The sequence below is a fragment of the Marilutibacter maris genome (assembly GCF_003233695.1).
Taxonomy (GTDB): domain Bacteria; phylum Pseudomonadota; class Gammaproteobacteria; order Xanthomonadales; family Xanthomonadaceae; genus Marilutibacter; species Marilutibacter maris.
Genome location: NZ_CP029843.1, coordinates 198,087 through 212,971, shown reverse-complemented (window position 1 = coordinate 212,971; position 14,885 = coordinate 198,087). Strand labels below are relative to the sequence as shown.

At 67.6% G+C, this 14,885-nt stretch carries 12 protein-coding genes; 5 read left to right on the top strand and 7 right to left on the bottom strand.

The window, feature by feature from the left end; translation table 11 throughout:
• Positions 1 to 54 precede the first annotated feature (54 nt).
• Both C9I47_RS00960 and C9I47_RS00955 read right to left on the bottom strand, forming a co-directional pair.
• A complete protein-coding gene (locus C9I47_RS00960) occupies positions 55 to 1,791 on the bottom strand; it encodes an alpha-amylase family glycosyl hydrolase (RefSeq protein WP_111265072.1) in 1,737 nt (578 codons plus the stop codon).
• Positions 1,788 to 3,293 (bottom strand): MFS transporter, encoded by a 1,506-nt coding sequence (locus C9I47_RS00955; protein ID WP_111265071.1) that lies wholly within the window; start codon positions 3,291 to 3,293, stop codon positions 1,788 to 1,790. The genes C9I47_RS00960 and C9I47_RS00955 overlap by 4 nt, the downstream gene beginning before the upstream one ends.
• A 360-nt stretch (positions 3,294 to 3,653) precedes the next feature.
• On the opposite strand from C9I47_RS00955, the gene C9I47_RS00950 reads away from it, so the two are divergent.
• From C9I47_RS00950 to C9I47_RS00940, 3 genes are all read left to right on the top strand, one after another.
• A complete protein-coding gene (locus C9I47_RS00950; RefSeq protein WP_111265070.1) occupies positions 3,654 to 5,270 on the top strand; it encodes an alpha-glucosidase family protein in 1,617 nt (538 codons plus the stop codon).
• Positions 5,271 to 5,385: 115 nt separating this feature from the next.
• Entirely contained in the window at positions 5,386 to 7,389 is a 2,004-nt protein-coding gene (locus C9I47_RS00945) for a glycoside hydrolase family 97 protein (protein WP_223250400.1), read from the top strand.
• 79 nt (positions 7,390 to 7,468) lie between these two features.
• Complete coding sequence (locus C9I47_RS00940; protein WP_111265068.1) at positions 7,469 to 8,518, top strand: NAD(P)H-dependent flavin oxidoreductase; 1,050 nt, start codon at positions 7,469 to 7,471, stop codon at positions 8,516 to 8,518.
• 84 nt (positions 8,519 to 8,602) lie between these two features.
• On the opposite strand, the gene C9I47_RS00935 is transcribed toward C9I47_RS00940, so the two are convergent.
• Entirely contained in the window at positions 8,603 to 9,106 is a 504-nt protein-coding gene (locus tag C9I47_RS00935) for a MarR family winged helix-turn-helix transcriptional regulator (RefSeq protein ID WP_111265067.1), read from the bottom strand.
• Between the two features lie 151 nt (positions 9,107 to 9,257).
• On the opposite strand from C9I47_RS00935, the gene C9I47_RS00930 reads away from it, so the two are divergent.
• Complete coding sequence (locus tag C9I47_RS00930) at positions 9,258 to 10,457, top strand: serine hydrolase domain-containing protein (RefSeq protein WP_223250220.1); 1,200 nt, start codon at positions 9,258 to 9,260, stop codon at positions 10,455 to 10,457.
• Positions 10,458 to 10,740: 283 nt separating this feature from the next.
• Here C9I47_RS00930 and C9I47_RS00925 read toward each other — a convergent pair whose 3' ends face one another.
• From C9I47_RS00925 to C9I47_RS00915, 3 genes are all read right to left on the bottom strand, one after another.
• Positions 10,741 to 11,346 (bottom strand): TetR/AcrR family transcriptional regulator, encoded by a 606-nt coding sequence (locus C9I47_RS00925; protein ID WP_111265066.1) that lies wholly within the window; start codon positions 11,344 to 11,346, stop codon positions 10,741 to 10,743.
• An 8-nt stretch (positions 11,347 to 11,354) separates the two neighbouring features.
• Positions 11,355 to 11,840 carry a hypothetical protein gene (locus tag C9I47_RS00920; protein WP_111265065.1) on the bottom strand — a complete coding sequence of 162 codons (486 nt, stop codon included), beginning with the start codon at positions 11,838 to 11,840 and terminating at the stop codon, positions 11,355 to 11,357.
• Between the two features lie 273 nt (positions 11,841 to 12,113).
• Positions 12,114 to 13,634, bottom strand: coding sequence for a hypothetical protein (locus C9I47_RS00915; RefSeq protein WP_145985392.1), 1,521 nt, complete (start codon positions 13,632 to 13,634; stop codon positions 12,114 to 12,116).
• A gap of 166 nt (positions 13,635 to 13,800) precedes the next feature.
• Here C9I47_RS00915 and C9I47_RS00910 point away from each other — a divergent pair, with 166 nt between their 5' ends.
• Positions 13,801 to 14,106 carry a hypothetical protein gene (locus C9I47_RS00910; protein ID WP_145985391.1) on the top strand — a complete coding sequence of 102 codons (306 nt, stop codon included), beginning with the start codon at positions 13,801 to 13,803 and terminating at the stop codon, positions 14,104 to 14,106.
• 264 nt (positions 14,107 to 14,370) lie between these two features.
• Here the strand turns inward: C9I47_RS00910 and C9I47_RS00905 are convergent, their stop codons facing one another.
• On the bottom strand, positions 14,371 to 14,724 hold the full coding sequence (locus C9I47_RS00905) for a hypothetical protein (RefSeq protein WP_111265062.1): 354 nt from the start codon (positions 14,722 to 14,724) through the stop codon (positions 14,371 to 14,373).
• Positions 14,725 to 14,885 lie beyond the last annotated feature (161 nt).

Genomic DNA, 14,885 nt, shown 5'->3' with positions numbered 1-14,885 from the left:
CACCCCGTAGGAGCGGCGTAAGCCGCGAGGGCCTTCCCATGAACCTCGCCGCGGCTACCGGGTCCCGGGTGCCTCCGGGCCGCCGAGACGGCCGGCCATTGCGGTGTCCAGCGCCGCGCGCAGGTCGGCGCGACGGATCGGGGCGTTCAACACCCAGACCTCGACCCCGTGTGCCGGCACCCGGGTGTTCAGAGTCCCGCCCTCGCCAACCTCCTGCGCCTCGCCCGCGATCGCCGCCTGCCAGCGGCCGGCCTGCAGCCAGCGGGCGATCTCGAAATCCGCCGGCGCATCGCCCTTGTTCAGCAGCACCAGGGCGATCTGGGCGAAGTCGCCGTCCTGCAGCACCCGGTAGAACGCGGCGCGGTCGCCGGCCATCTCCAGGTTCAACTGCAGCCCGCGCTGCAGCGCCGGAGTCGCCTCGCGCACCCGCGCGATCCGCCGCAGCGCATCGTGGATCGGGTGGCCGGCGGCGCCATCGATGCGGGCCTGGCCGAAGTAGTTGCGGTTGCCGGCGTGCTCGGCGGCGCCACGCATGAAACCCACCTCCGAGCCCTGGTAGACCACCGGGATGCCGCGCGCGGTGAACAGGAAATTGTGCGCATCGATGAAACCGTTGTCGCCGGCGTCCATCCGCGGCATGTCGTGGTTGTCGTAGAAGGTCATCAGCTCGTACGGATTCGCGTACGGCCCGCCGCTCAGGTACAGGCGCTCGGCGATGCGTTCGTAGCCGGGCGCCGGCGCGCCGTCCGGGCGCCGTGCGAACACCTCGTCGATACGCTCCTTAAGCGGGAAGTCGAGCACGCTGACCGCGCCGTTCTGCGGCCAGGTGAACGGCGCGATCTTGTCCGGATCATGGTCGAAGGCCTCGCCGAACATGAAGAAGCCCGGGTGATCGGCGCGGATGCAGTCGCTGAACCCCTTCCAGAACGCCCCCGGCATGTGGCGGATGGTGTCGATGCGGAACGCCGCCGCGCCCTGGTCGATCCACTGCCGGTAGGCGCGGCAGAAGTAGTCCAGCACCTGCGGACTGGTATCGTCGTTGTTGGACAGCTGGGCCAGGTCGGGCTCGGTGTGGAAGAAGCGGTGCAACGGGTTGTGCGCCGGGTCCAGCTGGTCCGGCGCCAGGTTCTGGTGGTCGGCGACCAGGCGGCCGTCGGCGTCGTATATCTCGCCGAAGCCGGGCTGGTCGACCGGCATCGTGAACGACGGCGAGCCGTGGTTGCCGACGATGTCGAGCACGGTCTTCAGTCCGTGTTCCTGCAGGCCCGCGGTCAGGCCGGCGAAATCGAGGTCGCGGCTGGGCAGGTGCTCGTCGAGGCGGAAGAAGTTCACCCCCCAGTAGCCGTGGTAGCCGGTCTTGCCTCGATCCTTGAAGAACGCGTCCGAGCCGACCGGATCGCCACCGGTGAAGGCCTCGTCGGGGTTGTCGACGATCGGGGTCAGCCAGACCGCGCCGAAGCCCATGTCGGCGATGTAGCCGGCATTGTCGAGCAGGCCGCGGAAGTCGCCGCCCAGATAGCCGATGTTGGCATCGTTGGCGTCAGGCAATGGGCGATCGAAGGTGCGCCGCTCGGGGTCCGGGCCGCCCTGCTCGCGGTGGTCGTTGGACCGGTCGCCGTTGACGAATCGGTCGGTCATCACGAAGTAGACCGCATCGGAGGCGAACGGCTCCAGGGTGCCGTAGTAGGGCGTGCGCAGGGTCGGCGCCGGCGCCGCGGGCGCGACCGGTTCGACGTGCGCGCAGCCTCCCAGCAGGGCGACGGCGACGGCCAGTGCCGACAGCCGCCTCATCGCAGCGCCTCCGTGGCCGTCGCGGCGCCGGCGATGCGCGGCTCGCGCACCCACAGCACGCACAGGCCGGCGACCAGCAGGCTGACCCCGCCGACCGCCAGCGCGTTGATCGGTGCGCCGCCGAGGAACTGCTTGAGCAGGAAGCCCAGCAGGCTGGCGGCGACCAGCTGCGGGATCACGATGAAGAAATTGAAGATGCCCATGTACACGCCCATCTTGCCCGCAGGCAGGCTATCGGAAAGCAGCGCGTAGGGCAGCGACAGGATCGAGGCCCAGGCGAAGCCGACCCCGACCATCGACAGCAGCAGCCAGTGCGGGTCGCGGAACCACAGGAACGACAGCAGCCCGAGCCCGCCGAGGCCGACATTGACCAGGTGGCTGATCCGCAGCCCCCAGGCCCGCACCATCAGCGGGATCACGATCGCCGCCAGCGCGGCGAAACCGTTGTAGGCGGCGAACAGCACCCCGACCCAGTTGGCGCCGGCGTTGTAGGCGGCCGAGCCGGTGTCGGTGCTGCCGAAATGCACTTCGGTCACCGCACCGGTGGTGTAGATCCACATCGCGAACAGCGCGAACCAGGAGAAGAACTGCACGACCGCCAACTGCACCATGGTCCAGGGCATGTCGTACAGGTCGTCGACGATCCGCGCGAACGCGTTGTCGCCGCCCACCTGCTGGCGCAGCAGGATGGCGATGCCCAGGGCGGCGATCATCCCGCCCAGCACGGTCAGCGCCTTGTCGAAGCCGTAATGCAGGATCGTGAAGACCGCGCCGGCGCCCAGCAGCAGGCAGGCGATCCCGATCGCGCGCAGCAGCCCCTGGTTGCGCGGCCGCCGCGCCAGCGTCGGCGCCTCGTCCCAGCGCGCGTTGAGTTCCGGTGGGTACTCGCGGGTGCTGACGATGGTCCAGCCGACCGCGGCCAGCAGCACCGCGCCGCCGGCGTAGAACGCGTAGCGCACCGTCGCCGGCACCTCGCCCGGCGCGGCGGTGTTGGCCACGCCCAGGTGTTCGAGCAGATAGGGCAGCAGACTGGCGACGACCGCGCCGACGCCAATGAAGAAGCTCTGCATCGCGTAGCCGCTGGCGCGCTGGCGGGCCGGCAGCTGGTCGCCGACGAAGGCGCGGAACGGCTCCATCGAGATGTTGATCGAGGCGTCGAGGATCCACAGGGTGCCGGCGGCGACCCACAGCACCGGCGAGTTCGGCATCACGAACAGGGCCAGGGTCGACAACAGCGCGCCGATCAGGAAGTACGGGCGGCGCCGGCCGAGCCCGGTCCAGGTGCGGTCGGACAGGTAGCCGACGATGGGCTGCACGATCAGACCGGTCAGCGGCGCGGCGATCCACAGCATCGGGATGTCGTCCATCTCCGCGCCGAGGGTCTGGAATATGCGGCTGGCATTGGCATTCTGCAGGGCGAAGCCGAACTGGATGCCGAGGAAGCCGAAGCACATGTTCCAGATCTGCCAGAACGAGAGCGCCGGCTTGGCGGCGGACGTCATGGGCGCGGTGTCTGCGGTTGTCGCTGAAGTCATTCGGTTTCCCTGGCGGGTGGACGCATGCCGGCGCGGGGACGCCGCATGCTGGATCTGGCGCCATTGTTCGTGCCGGCGCCCGGTATCGCCAAGCCAGCCGCGCAGAAGCATCCTGCGACGCAGCACGGGCCGCGCCGGCGGCACCGTCGCGCACGCACGGGCGATGCCGCCAACTCTGGCAAAGGCAGGGACGCATGCTAGTCAGGCATCGCACTGCAACATGCGCAGGTGCAAACGTATTCACCGGTCGCGGCCGCGAAACGCCTGTTCCGGCAGGGTCCGACCGTGGAATAGTTGCCGCCCGGAACCGAACCGCTGGGGACAGGCATGACGACGGCTTCATGGTGGCACGGCGCGGTGATCTACCAGATCTATCCGCGCAGCTTCCTCGACACCAACGGCGATGGCGTCGGCGACCTGCCGGGCATCGTCGAGAAGCTCGATTACGTCGCCAGCCTCGGTGTGGACGCGATCTGGATCTCGCCGTTCTTCAAGTCGCCGATGGCCGATTTCGGCTACGACATCGCCGACTACCGCGATGTCGATCCGCTGTTCGGCACCCTGGACGATTTCGACCGCCTACTGGCCAAGGCGCATTCGCTCGGGATCAAGGTGATGATCGACCAGGTGCTCAGCCACACCTCGGCGCAGCACGCCTGGTTCCAGGAAAGCCGCGAGAGCCGCGACAACGCCAAGGCCGACTGGTACGTCTGGGCCGACGCCCGCGAGGACGGCACCCCGCCGAACAACTGGCTGTCGATCTTCGGCGGCGTCGCCTGGCAGTGGGAGCCGCGCCGAGAGCAGTACTACCTGCACAACTTCCTGACCTCGCAGCCGGACCTGAACTTCCACTGCGCCGACGTGCGCCAGGCGACCCTGGACAACGTCGACTTCTGGCTCGATCGCGGCGTCGACGGCCTGCGCCTGGACGCGATCAACTTCTGCTACCACGACGCCCAGCTGCGCGACAATCCACCCAAGCCCGCGCACCTGCGGGTCGGCCGCGGCTTCAGCGCCGACAACCCCTACGCCTACCAGTACCACTACTACAACAACACCCAGCCCGAGACCCTGTTGTTCATGGAGGAACTGCGCGGGCTGATGGACCGCCACGGCGACGTCGCCGCGCTGGGCGAGTTCTCCTCCGAGGACTCGCTGGCGACCATGGCCGAGTACGTCGGCGACCAGCGCCTGCACATGGGCTACAGCTTCGAGCTGCTGACCGAGGACTTCAGCGTCGGCTACATCCGCGGCACGGTCGAGAACCTGGAGTCGAAGATGCCGCACGGCTGGCCGTGCTGGGCGATCTCCAATCACGACGTCGAGCGCGCGGTCAGCCGCTGGGGCCGCGAGCAGGCCTCCGACGCGCTGGCCGCGCAGCTGGTCGCGCTGGTGTGTTCGCTGCGCGGCTCGGTCTGCCTGTACCAGGGCGAGGAGCTGGGCCTGCCCGAAGCCGAGGTGCCGTTCGAGGCGCTGCAGGATCCCTACGGCATCTCGTTCTGGCCGAACTTCAAGGGCCGCGACGGTTGCCGCACGCCACTGCCGTGGACCGGCGCCGACGATGCCGGCTTCTCCAGCGGCGCGCCGTGGCTGCCGATTCCCGACGATCACCGCGTCCGCAGCGTGCAGGCGCAGGAGGCCGACCCGGCCTCGGTGCTCAACCTCACCCGCCGCTTCCTGCGCTGGCGCAAGTCGCTGCCGGCCCTGGTCCACGGCGACATCCAGTTCCTGGATACCCACGAGCCGGTGCTCGCCTTCACCCGCGGCCTCGGCGACGAGCGCCTGCTGGCGGTGTTCAACCTGTCGGCCAGCGAGGTCGACTGGCGCCTGCCCGAAGGGTTGGAACCACACCCGCTCGACGGTCACGGCCTGCTCACCGGCACGCTCGCCCGCGACGAACTGAAGCTGCCGCCGCGCGGCGTCTACTTCGCCCGCCTGGGCTGAGGCGGACGCCCGGGGACAATCTGGAGGACACCCGATGCTGAAGAACACTCTCTCCCCACGCGGCCTCGCCCCACGCGCCCTCGCCCCGCTCGGCCTCGTCACCGCACTCGCACTGATGCCATGGGCCGACCTGCGCGCCGAGACCGTGGCCCGGATCGAATCGCCCGGCAAGGTGCTGACGGTGGAGCTGGACCTCAGCGAGGGGCGCCTGGCCTACCGGGTGCTGCGTTTCGGCGAGCCGGTGATCGACGACTCGCGACTGGGCTTCCGTCTGCGCGGCGCCGAGAAGCTCGAGCGCAACCTCGCCCTGCTCTCCACCGCCACCGACAGCGCCGACGCCACCTGGGAGCAGCCCTGGGGCGAGAACCGCTTCGTCCGCGACCATCACAACGCGCTGCGAGCGCGCTTCCACGAGACCGCCGCGCCGGGGCGCCGCTTCGACGTGGTGGTGCGGGTGTTCGACGACGGCCTGGGCTTTCGCTACGAGTTCCCCGAGCAGTCCGGCATGGACGAGGCGATCATCGACGACGAGCTGACCGAGTTCGCCGTCCACGATCCGGCCACCGCATGGTGGATTCCTGCCGGCGAATGGAACCGCTACGAGTACCTGTACCAGCGCACGCCGCTGGCGCAGGTCACCCAGGCGCACACGCCGATGACGGTGCGCACCGACAATGGTCTGCATATCGCCTTCCACGAGGCCGCCCTGGTCGACTACGCCGGCATGTGGCTGCGCCGCACCGAGGGGCAACGCTTCCGCGCCCAGTTGGCGCCGGCTTCGGAGGGCTGGAAGGTGCGGCGCTCGCTGCCGTTCCACACGCCCTGGCGCACCGTGCAGATCGCCGACAGCGCGGCCGCCCTGTACGAGTCCTCCGATCTGACCCTCAACCTCAACGAGCCCAACAAGCTCGGCGACGTCGGCTGGTTCACCCCGGCCAAGTACGTCGGCGTCTGGTGGTCGCTGCATCTGGACACCGAGACCTGGGCGACCGGGAAGAAGCACGGCGCGACCACCGCCAACACCCGCCGCTACATCGACTTCGCCGCCGAGCACGGCTTCCGCGGGGTGCTGGTCGAGGGCTGGAACCCTGGCTGGGACGGCAACTGGTTCGGCAACGGCTACGACTTCGACTTCACCCGCGCCACCTACGACTTCGACATCGAAGCGCTGTCGGCCTATGCCGCCTCCAAGGGCGTGCACCTGATCGGCCATCACGAGACCGCCTGCGCGGTCAGCCACTACGAGGACCAGATGGAGGACGCGTTCGCGATGAACGCGCGCCTGGGCATCGACGTGGTCAAGACCGGCTACGTCTGCGACGCCGGCCAGATCGAGCGCCGCATCGACGGCGGTAGCGCATCAGGCAAGGGCCGCGTCGTCCGCGAATGGCACGACGGCCAGTGGAACGCCAACCACCACCTGCGCGCGGTCGAGGCCGCCGCCCGCCACCGGGTCGCGATCAACGCCCACGAGCCGATCAAGGACACCGGACTGCGCCGCACCTATCCGAACTGGGTCTCGCGCGAGGGCGCGCGCGGCATGGAATACGGCGCCTGGGGCAACCCGACCAATCCGCCCGAACACGAGGTCAACCTGGTGTTCACCCGCATGTTGTCCGGGCCGATGGACTACACCCCCGGCATCCTCAGCCTGCAGGGCCGCGGCCAGGCGATCCAGACCACCCTGGCCAAGCAGCTGGCGCTGTACGTGGTGCTGTACAGCCCGGTGCAGATGGTCGCCGACCTGCCGGAGCACTACGCCGAACACAGGGACGCATTCCAGTTCATCGAGGACGTGCCGGCCGACTGGTCCGAAACCCGCGTGCTCGACGGCGAGGTCGGCGACTTCGTGACCTTCGCCCGCAAGGACCGCCACAGCGAGGACTGGTACCTGGGCAGCATCAGCGACGAACACGGCCGCCTGCTGGAAGTGCCGCTGTCGTTCCTGCAGCCCGGCCGCCGCTACACCGCGCAGATCTACCGCGACGGCGACGGTGCCCACTGGCGCGACAAGCCGTTCGCGTTCGCGCGCGAGCAGCGCGAGGTCACCAGCGCCGACGTGCTGACGCTCAAGCTCGCCGCCGGCGGCGGCCAGGCGATCCGCTTCGTCGCCCACTGAGGCGGACCGGGCCGGCCTCGCACGAGGTCCGGCGAACCGGTCCGGCTAGACTGGGTGCATCGTTGAGCGGAGCCACGCGATGCACCCCCTGCAGGCGATCGCCGGCATCGAGCTGCCGGTCATCCAGGCGCCGATGGCCGGCGTCCAGGACGAGGCGCTGGCGATCGCGGTCGCCGATGCCGGCGGCCTGGGCTCGATGCCCTGCGCGATGCTCGACCACGCACGCATCGAAGCCGCGCTGCAACGCTTCGCGACGCTGGCGCGGCCGATCAACCTGAACTTCTTCTGCCACACCCTGGCCGCGCCCGATCCCGCCCGCGAGCAGGCCTGGCGGCAGGCGCTGGCGCCCTACTACGAGGAACTGGGCCTGGCGATGCCGGCGCCGGACGGCACCGGCGCGCGACGGCCGATCGACGCCACCACCGTCGACCGGCTCGAACGCCATCGCCCGCGCATCCTCAGCTTCCATTTCGGACTGCCGGCGCCGCCCCTGCTGCAACGGATCAAGGCCTGGGGCGCGACCGTGCTGGCCACGGCGACCACGCCCGAGGAAGGCCTGTGGCTGCAGCGCAACGGCGCCGACCTGGTGATCGCCCAGGGCATCGAGGCCGGCGGCCATCGCGGCCACTTCCTCGCCGACGACCTGTCCGGCCAGCGCCCCACCGCCGAGCTGGTCGCGGCCCTCGCCGCCACGCTGACGGTGCCGGTGATCGCCGCCGGCGGCATCGGCGGTCGCGCCGATGTCGAAGCGCACCTCGCCGCCGGGGCCTGCGCGGTCCAGGCCGGCACCGCCTACCTGCAATGCCCGGAGGCGACCACCAGCGCCGTGCATCGGACCGCGTTGAGCCAGGCCGCCCTGGACCCGCCCGGACGCGAGGCCGCGATCACCCGTCTTTTCAGCGGCCGCCCCGCCCGCGGCCTGGTCAACCGGCTGATGCGCGAACTGGGCCCGATGTCGCCCCAGGCCCCGTCCTTCCCCTGGGCCTCGCAGGCCCTCGCCCCATTACGCGCTGCGGCCGAAGCCCGCGGCCGCGACGACTTCAGCCCGCTATGGTCGGGCAGCAGGCCCGGTCGCTTCGATGGCCTGGATGCGGCGGCGGTGACGCGGGTGTTGGCGGGGGTGGGGTGAGGGGACTCGATAGCGAAGTGGGGCGGCTTTCGGCCAGAAGCAGCCGCTCATGATCGGCCTGAGGCATTCGCTCGGAGGCTTGCGCTAGTCTGCCCTCTTGAACAATTTCGCACGGTCGCAGACTGATCGCTTTTCGAGCGCGCGTTCCAATCGATCAAGCATTTTCACAACCCCTCCCGCTTCTCCATCCAGAGCTTCTGCAGCAGCCGATAGAGCCGCCCACGCAGGCTTCAAGCGGTTCACGAGGGCTCGCCCTTTCCTTGAAAGACTGAGCATTCTGCGGCGGGCGTCTTCCGGATCCACCGTTGTTTCGACCAATCCAGCTCTATGCAATGAGTCACGCGTCTGGCTCACCGAAACATGACGTATGCCCAACGCCTCGGATAGCTCCCCCACCGTGAGCGAATCAAATTGATCCAGCAGGTTCAGTGTGCCGTACCAACGTTGTTCGAACTCCACACCCAGTTCCGCATAGAACTGCGCGACTTCTCGATCGATCCGTTCTGAGAGACGCCGAAGCCTCGCGCCTAAAGCGGCGCCACCTGCGCGCGATGTGTAGTTGCTCAGATCCGCTTTGCTATCGACCATTGGCTTGACAATATATGTAGGCGCCTACATAGTAATCGAGAAAGGCCTGCCGCGCAACTCGATGGCAGGGCCACTACCTCGTATTCAAGCCAATCCGACTTCTTCCTTCTTTTGCGCAAAGCCATTACCCACCACACAAAGGGCCAAGTACGTGACCGATCCCGACACCCTCGATGCTTTCCTGATGCAACGGCGCAGGCTGATGGGTGCAGGGCTCGCAGCCCTTGCCCTGCCCGCCATGGGCAAGAACAGAAGTGGCCATGCCACAACGCCCGATGCATTCGATACGTTCGTCGCCGAACAAATGCGTCTGGCCAACATCCCGGGATTGGCGGTGGGTTTGGCCCGGGAAGGTAACGTTCGCCTCGTGCGGGGCTATGGCTATGCCAACATCGAGAAGCGCCGGCCCGTGACCGTCGATACGCAGTTCCACATTGCTTCGATCACGAAGACGGTGACCGCCGCGGCAATCATGCAACTCGCCGACGATGGGCGATTGACGCTGGACGAACCCGTGGCTCGTCATCTCGATTTCCCGCTCAACAATCCGAACCACCCGACTGCGCCGATCACCTTTCGGGAGCTTCTGACGCATACCTCCAGCCTGTCGGACGCCAAATACTATGAAATCGACTTTCGTGTGCGGGGTCAGGATGCGACGTTGTCACTTTCCGATTTTCTGAAGAACTACCTTGTGCCGACTGGATCGGTCTATTCCAGCGACAAATGCTTCTCGAAGGCGATGCCTGGCTCGACATGGGATTACAGCAATGTCGGCTATGCCCTGCTCGGCTATCTCGCCAGCCGCATCGCCGCAAAGGACATGCGACAACAGACCCGCGAGCGAATATTCGCGCCACTGGGCATGCACGATACTCACTGGAGACTAAGTGATACGCCCAGGAGACGGAGCGCAATTCCTTACGACATGATCGATGGCGTTCTCAAGCCGTTGGAGCCGGTTGGTTTCCCCGATTGGCCGGCCGGCATGCTTCGCTCCTCCGTCGCCGACTTCACACGCTTCGTGGCCGCCTCCGCCAATGGAGGTACTGCTCAGGGCGTCAGGATCCTCAGGTCGGAAACCATGGCGCAGATGCTGGACATGCAGACGCCAATAGGGTTGCCCGATTGGCTCACTGGCCAAGGCCTCGGCTGGATGGCTTCGCGATTGAACGGCGCAGTGAAGCCAAATCACTGGGGTGGCGATCCGGGTGTTTTTACGGCCGTCTATTTGGACCCCGCTAGCCAAGCTGGTGTTGTTCTTTTCTCCAATGCAAGCGCTTCGAGCCAAAGTAAATCGGCAATCAGAAGCATCGCCAGTCGGTTGTTAAGCGTGGATGCCCACGGTTGACGCCCAGGAAACACCGCTGTTTCTTCGGCCACAAAGGCAAGAGAAATGGCCATCTGACCCATATCTCCGGTATCCGCTGATCGGCTCTATGGCAGCTTCGGGCCGAAACCCGCCATTGCCACCCGTTCCCGGAAACGACAGACCCCGGACGCACTCCAGCATCCGGGGCCGATCGCGACAGCTTGAACTCGGCCGGCCGGAACCGGCCCAGGTCCGCTGGACGTCGCCACCAGCCAATGCGCTCTCGAACAGGCGCGCGTCCTCCGCGGCCCGGCGCGCGTAGCTAAGCCGCGCTCATGCGATCCAAGGACAGCTTGGCGATCTTCCAGAACATCGACGCATCCCCTGTGGCCCGGGCAGACAGCATCGCTCCGTGTATCGACGCAATGAATACGGCCGCTTCGGCCGAGGGGGTGTCGGCCAACCGTATCCGTCGCGTCGAAGCGCCCGCCTCCAGGGTCGAGGCAACCCAGGCCTGGAGGTCTTCGAAATGCGCTCTGACCTCACTCGCGACCTCCGCCGGAACGGCCGGAAGTTCCGCCGCCAGGAGCGCACAGATGCAGATCGGTGGATTCGAGGCCTGGATGCATTCCGCCCAGAAATTGCAGTAGGCGCCAAGCCGGTCCAGGGGGTCCGGAACCGATTGATCCAACGACTGCAGCCCCCGCCGCGTCGCGTCCCGATGGAGCGCGACCGTCGCCTTCACCAGATCCGCCTTGGCGGGGAAGTGGTAGTGGATGCTCGCCTTCCTCACCCCGACCCGCTCGGCGATGTCCGCATAGCTGAAGCCGTGGTACCCGCCCGATGCGAGCCGCTCGTTGGTGTGCTGGATGATTTCCAGGGCTTTCGGCGAATACTGCGGGTGCGGCTCGGGGCTGGGTGTGGACATCAGTCGTCTCAGTTGCGGGTCACGGCACCTTGCTTGTACAGCGCGCGCATCTGCAAGGGAATGCCGATCATCAGCGCCAGAAGCAGCAGCCCCTGCACCGCGAGCAGCAGCGGATCCTTCAGGTCGGTCGCGAGCGGATTGCCGACGGGCAGCCTGCGCAGGCTCTCGCTCACCGTGGGCACCATCAGCAGGAACACGCTGATGCTGAGCGAAGCGGTCTCGATGTACTTGCCGAACCGTCCCGCCGCCGACCATTTCGAGATGCCGTATCCGAGAAGCAGCATCGCCAACGCGATGGTCGCGACGGCCAGACTCACCGGCTGATGCGCAATGGGATACACCGTGAGTATGCCCAGCAGCATGAACCAGAAGTAGGCGCGGCCCGCCCCGCTTCCGGGAACGATCCGCCCATGCCTGACCAGCATGTAGGCGGCCAGCGGGATGGCCGGAAGGCTGCCCAGCGTGTGGATCCAGCCAACAAGAGAAATGCCCATGGGGTCGTTCCGATTGAGGAGTGGCGCACTCTACCTACTAGTAGGTAGATAATCAACCGATCTCCCAGGAATCCCCTGCAGTCCCCGGCCGCTCCGATGGCATGGATGCGGCGGCGGTGACGCGGGTGCTGGCCGGGGTGGTATGAGGAGCTTCCGGTCGCGGATACGTGGGTGCGGCGGCTTGCGATCGGAGGCGGACACCGCCGATCGGCCGGCAGGCCAGCCCTACCGCCTGGCAAGCGGCATCGACACCGCGGCGATGATCCACCCGCTTCAGTGGCGAAGAAGCGCCGCCTGGATCTGCGATACACGCGCCGGCCCCAGCTCTGCGGCACGTTCGGTGGTCGCGTCGAGCAGGGCGCGCTTGCGCATGTCCCCCAGCGGGGCATAGGTTTCGCTTCGCCCGATCCAGTCGTCGACGGCGGCCAGCCACCATCGACGATCGACATCGCCGGTCCGCGCGGCCAGCAGCAGTTTGAGGCCGGCCCACAGTCCGGCGAATCCGAGAAGCCCGATCAGGCGTACCCGCCCGTCATTCCCGACTTCCGGATCCGCCAGGACGCCCAGGACCAGGCTGGGGTCGATCACAATCGCACTGTCCCGAACCGCAGCGGCCAGGGTCGCCAGCACCCGACCGCCACCGAGCTGGAGCTGTTGGCCAACCACTTCCGGCGGGATCGGCTGACCGATTCGCAACAGTCCCTTCAGGGCATGCTGGCGAACAACGGATCGCGTCTCGGGCAGGCATCTGCGAAACCGTGCCGCATCCTCCTCCTGTGGGTCCTCGGCCAACGATGCCAACGCCCCGGCATGGGCCTGCGCCGCCGGGCGATCGAGAGCGGCGCGCCAGGTCGCGCGCGCATCGGCGCCGCCCTGACGCGCGAGGTAGGCGGCGAGGCGCCTGACACCCGCCGACCTGTCGAGCAGCGCAGCCGGCAGCGCCGCCCGGGCGGCCACGACATCGACCGCTGCGAGCGCACGCAGGCCTTCCCGCCGGACGACCGGATGCGGCGCCCTCAACCCGGACGCGGCCAGAGCGCCCATGGACCGTGCATCGAGCGTCGCTTGCGCGTGGCGCAACGCATGCAGGCCGATACGCGGATCGGGCTGCATCAGGGCCTGCGGGAGGAGCGACGTCTCGCCGCGTTCCAGCGACTTGCGATAGGCCCAGACACGAACGTCCGGACCGCCGGCCTGACGCGCCCGGCACAGGAACCCATCGCTGGCCGAAGCAAACGCCCAGCCTTCGACTTTCTCCGCAAGCCATCCATCGGTCGAGCGTTCGCGATGCTGCAGCTGTAGCACGATCGGCCACACCGCCACGACGTCGTCGATCGCACAGGTTCGAAGCATCCGCACGACCGCGTCGCGCGCGGCAGACCGGACCTGCGGCACCCAGTCCACGGAACGGATCAGGGCCGCGGCGAGCGTGAGAGAGCCCGGGAACTCGCCAAGATGCCCGACTGCCTTCTCCCGTTCCCGCCCGTCCCGGTGCGAACACGCCACGAACAGCAGCGACTGCCGCGCCTCCTCGCTCATGGGACACGTCACGATGCATCGCAAGGTGTCGGACGGCCAGGTGCAATAGGCAGGGCTCAAGTATCCGCGAAGCCGCTGGTCGATGACCATCAACCTGCCCGCGCGAACGGTATGAAGAAAGAGTGCGGCATCGATCGGCCGGCTCTGGCCCGTCAACGGGTTGAGCGCATCGCTCAGGCGCCGCGGCAGCGCGGCACAGGGATTGACGGCCCGCACCAGGATCTCGGGAAATCTAAAGGAAGTACGCCAGTCCATCGGCTTTCTATTCGTGTAGGGGAGCGGAAGGACTCTGGCATTGGCGGTGGGCGCTGCCAAGTGGGGCTGGCTACGTCCCGCTCATCGTGATGTCTGCCCCGCTACGCGTCACCGCCGAAGCGCAATGTCGTGTCGACTTCGCTCCGCTATCGCCAGGCGGCCATCCGTGGCAGCTTTCGGCCAGAAGCGGACACTGGTCCCATCCGTCGGTCACCGGATGTCAGGCCGGGGAAACACCCATCCCGGTGTTCCGACCGGCCGGCGCGCATGGAGCGACGCGTCGGCCAAGCGCGTACTGAAGAACGTCGCGCAGTGGCTGGACGCGCCCGTGCGCCGCGCCCTGCTCAACGCCACCGACGATTTCGTGGTCGCGGTGGCCGACAACACCGGCAGTATCGACCCATTGCCCGGCCTGCGGCGCGCGATCGAGCCGGAGCGGTGGGCGCGGCTGAAGGAACGCGGTTACGTCTGAGCCATGGCCGGGCGTACCCCCGCGCCTTGCCACGACCGACGTGGCCGATGCCTAGACGCGGGCAGCGCAGACTGGGGCGTAGCGGCCGTGGCCAATGGAAAGGTGGCCTTTGGTAGGCAGTCTCGTATATCGCTGGGCTCTGGGATGCGCCGGATCCGCTATCGGTCGAGGCCGCCAATGTTCGAAATCGCGGCCCCGACGCCGCCCGCCTCTCACCCGGCAGCCTTGCCGTAGCCAAATGCCCGCACTGGCGGTGCGCAACCGCTAGTCGCCGTATCTGCGTTCGAAGCTCTCGCGCGAGACTTCGAGGTAGTACTGCGCCGCGTCGATCGCCTGTCTGCGGCCGACCAGTCTCGTCTGGATGTGACACCCGCCGAACAATCGCGCCAACAGCCCACGGCGATCGCAGATGCGATCCGAATGGAGCAAGAACGTGTCGTTGCCGACTGGAGCGATTTCGATGAAGTCCTGTTCGCTGCGGTAGAGACCGATCCCGAAGCCCTCGTCACCCGCCCCCGACAGCGACGCCTCGGCATCGGCAATGAGTGCCTGGACCTGTTCACTGGAGACCGGTCCAAGCTCCTCGATCCCCCGCCTAGAAAGTCTGTAGGCGCGCATGCATGCTCCGAAGTTCGCGACGACCACGGGTGAACCATTCCCCGCACCCGCGCAGCGTTCATGTTGGGGAGATTGGCAAACCCTGGCCGCATTGGCCAGACTCGACGGCGGGCTCCCGCCACCCACCGCTGACAGGCGCTGTTCCAGCTCCTCACTCCCAA

Excerpts from the sequence above, each read along its gene's own strand:
- C9I47_RS00960 (WP_111265072.1), bottom strand. The coding sequence starts at position 1,791 with ATGAGGCGGCTGTCGGCACTGGCCGTCGCCGTCGCCCTGCTGGGAGGC.
- C9I47_RS00955 (WP_111265071.1), bottom strand. The coding sequence starts at position 3,293 with ATGACGTCCGCCGCCAAGCCGGCGCTCTCGTTCTGGCAGATCTGGAAC.
- C9I47_RS00950 (WP_111265070.1), top strand. The coding sequence starts at position 3,654 with ATGACGACGGCTTCATGGTGGCACGGCGCGGTGATCTACCAGATCTAT.
- C9I47_RS00945 (WP_223250400.1), top strand. The coding sequence starts at position 5,386 with ATGCCATGGGCCGACCTGCGCGCCGAGACCGTGGCCCGGATCGAATCG.
- C9I47_RS00940 (WP_111265068.1), top strand. The coding sequence starts at position 7,469 with ATGCACCCCCTGCAGGCGATCGCCGGCATCGAGCTGCCGGTCATCCAG.
- C9I47_RS00935 (WP_111265067.1), bottom strand. The coding sequence starts at position 9,106 with ATGGTCGATAGCAAAGCGGATCTGAGCAACTACACATCGCGCGCAGGT.
- C9I47_RS00925 (WP_111265066.1), bottom strand. The coding sequence starts at position 11,346 with ATGTCCACACCCAGCCCCGAGCCGCACCCGCAGTATTCGCCGAAAGCC.
- C9I47_RS00920 (WP_111265065.1), bottom strand. The coding sequence starts at position 11,840 with ATGGGCATTTCTCTTGTTGGCTGGATCCACACGCTGGGCAGCCTTCCG.
- C9I47_RS00915 (WP_145985392.1), bottom strand. The coding sequence starts at position 13,634 with ATGGACTGGCGTACTTCCTTTAGATTTCCCGAGATCCTGGTGCGGGCC.
- C9I47_RS00905 (WP_111265062.1), bottom strand. The coding sequence starts at position 14,724 with ATGCGCGCCTACAGACTTTCTAGGCGGGGGATCGAGGAGCTTGGACCG.